This window comes from Haemophilus haemolyticus (assembly GCF_001008275.1).
GTDB lineage: Bacteria > Pseudomonadota > Gammaproteobacteria > Enterobacterales > Pasteurellaceae > Haemophilus > Haemophilus haemolyticus_P.
Genome location: NZ_LCTH01000001.1, coordinates 1 through 3,069, shown reverse-complemented (window position 1 = coordinate 3,069; position 3,069 = coordinate 1). Strand labels below are relative to the sequence as shown.

The following is a 3,069-nucleotide window of genomic DNA, read 5'->3' as shown; positions in this document are numbered from 1 at the left end:
ACTGTTCTTTAAAAAATTGGAAACAAGCTGAAAACAAGAGATTTTCGAGAGAAAGTCTGAGTAGGCGAGACAGGAAAGTGAAAAGAGGGAACAGAGAAGGAAACTCTGAAAGCAAACCTGTTTTGCATAAAATCTTGATTGAACAAAAGCAATCAAGTGTTTAGTTGAATGAAGATACGCATCAAATTGACCGCACTTTCAAGTAAAAACTTAAAGTGGTTGAAAACATTTGAGGTTGTATAGTTAAGTGACTAAGCGTACAAGGTGGATGCCTTGGCAATCAGAGGCGAAGAAGGACGTGCTAATCTGCGAAAAGCTTGGATGAGTCGATAAGAGGCGTTTAATCCAAGATATCCGAATGGGGAAACCCAGTAGATGAAGAATCTACTATCAACAAGTGAATACATAGTTTGTTGAGGCAAACCGGGAGAACTGAAACATCTAAGTACCCCGAGGAAAAGAAATCAACCGAGATTTCGTCAGTAGCGGCGAGCGAAAGCGAAAGAGCCTGTTAATGATAGCAGCAGAGATAGAGGAATAAGCTGGGAAGCTTAGCGACACAGGGTGATAGCCCCGTACTCGACATCCAGGCTGTGGTACTAAGTTAACGAGAAGTAGGGCGGGACACGTGATATCCTGTTTGAAGATGGGGGGACCATCCTCCAAGGCTAAATACTCCTGATTGACCGATAGTGAACCAGTACTGTGAAGGAAAGGCGAAAAGAACCCCGGTGAGGGGAGTGAAATAGAACCTGAAACCTTGTACGTACAAGCAGTGGGAGCCCGAAAGGGTGACTGCGTACCTTTTGTATAATGGGTCAGCGACTTATATTTTGTAGCGAGGTTAACCGAATAGGGGAGCCGAAGGGAAACCGAGTCTTAACTGGGCGAATAGTTGCAAGGTATAGACCCGAAACCCGGTGATCTAGCCATGGGCAGGTTGAAGGTTGGGTAACACTAACTGGAGGACCGAACCGACTAATGTTGAAAAATTAGCGGATGACTTGTGGCTGGGGGTGAAAGGCCAATCAAACCGGGAGATAGCTGGTTCTCCCCGAAATCTATTTAGGTAGAGCCTTGAGCGGACACCTTTGGGGGTAGAGCACTGTTTCGGCTAGGGGTCCATCCCGGATTACCAACCCGATGCAAACTACGAATACCAAAGAGTGATACTCAGGAGACACACGGCGGGTGCTAACGTCCGTCGTGGAGAGGGAAACAACCCAGACCGCCAGCTAAGGTCCCAAAGTCTATATTAAGTGGGAAACGAAGTGGGAAGGCTTAGACAGCTAGGATGTTGGCTTAGAAGCAGCCATCATTTAAAGAAAGCGTAATAGCTCACTAGTCGAGTCGGCCTGCGCGGAAGATGTAACGGGGCTCAAATATAGCACCGAAGCTGCGGCATCAGTAGCAATACTGTTGGGTAGGGGAGCGTTCTGTAAGCGGATGAAGGTTGATCGAGAGGTTGGCTGGACGTATCAGAAGTGCGAATGCTGACATAAGTAACGATAAAACGGGTGAAAAACCCGTTCGCCGGAAGACCAAGGGTTCCTGTCCAACGTTAATCGGGGCAGGGTGAGTCGGCCCCTAAGGCGAGGCTGAAGAGCGTAGTCGATGGGAAACAGGTTAATATTCCTGTACTTGGTAAAGCTGCGATGTGGGGACGGAGTAGGTTAGGTTATCGCACTGTTGGATATGTGCGTTTAAGTTGGTAGGTGGGAAGTTTAGGCAAATCCGGACTTCCTTAACACTGAGAGATGATGACGAGGCTCTACGGAGCTGAAGTAACTGATACCACACTTCCAGGAAAAGCCACTAAGCGACAGGTTTTACTAAACCGTACTGAAAACCGACACAGGTGGTCAGGTAGAGAATACTCAGGCGCTTGAGAGAACTCGGGTGAAGGAACTAGGCAAAATAGCACCGTAACTTCGGGAGAAGGTGCGCCGGCGTAGATTGTAAGGGCTAGCCCCTGAAGGTTGAACCGGTCGAAGATACCAGCTGGCTGCAACTGTTTATTAAAAACACAGCACTCTGCAAACACGAAAGTGGACGTATAGGGTGTGATGCCTGCCCGGTGCTGGAAGGTTAATTGATGGTGTAATCGAAAGAGAAGCTCCTGATCGAAGCCCCAGTAAACGGCGGCCGTAACTATAACGGTCCTAAGGTAGCGAAATTCCTTGTCGGGTAAGTTCCGACCTGCACGAATGGCATAATGATGGCCAGGCTGTCTCCACCCGAGACTCAGTGAAATTGAAATCGCCGTGAAGATGCGGTGTACCCGCGGCTAGACGGAAAGACCCCGTGAACCTTTACTATAGCTTGACACTGAACATTGAATTTTGATGTGTAGGATAGGTGGGAGACTTAGAAGTAGTCACGCCAGTGATTATGGAGTCGTCCTTGAAATACCACCCTTTAACGTTTGATGTTCTAACGAAGATTGCGGAACGCGGTCTCGGACAGTGTCTGGTGGGTAGTTTGACTGGGGCGGTCTCCTCCCAAAGAGTAACGGAGGAGCACGAAGGTTTGCTAATCACGGTCGGACATCGTGAGGTTAGTGCAATGGTATAAGCAAGCTTAACTGCGAGACAGACAAGTCGAGCAGGTACGAAAGTAGGTCATAGTGATCCGGTGGTTCTGAATGGAAGGGCCATCGCTCAACGGATAAAAGGTACTCCGGGGATAACAGGCTGATACCGCCCAAGAGTTCATATCGACGGCGGTGTTTGGCACCTCGATGTCGGCTCATCACATCCTGGGGCTGAAGTAGGTCCCAAGGGTATGGCTGTTCGCCATTTAAAGTGGTACGCGAGCTGGGTTTAGAACGTCGTGAGACAGTTCGGTCCCTATCTGCCGTGGGCGTTGGAGAATTGGTTGGGGCTGCTCCTAGTACGAGAGGACCGGAGTGGACGCACCACTGGTGTTCCGGTTGTGTCGCCAGACGCATTGCCGGGTAGCTAAGTGCGGAAGAGATAAGTGCTGAAAGCATCTAAGCACGAAACTTGCCAAGAGATGAGTTCTCCCAGGTTATAAACCTGTAAGGGTTGTTTAAGACTAAGACGTAGA

The 3,069-nt window shown here is 49.0% G+C and carries 1 rRNA gene; it reads left to right on the top strand.

The features are described 5' to 3' along the window. Window positions 1-241: 241 nt before the first annotated feature. Window positions 242-3,069 (top strand): 23S ribosomal RNA (locus AAX15_RS00005); the annotation flags it as partial.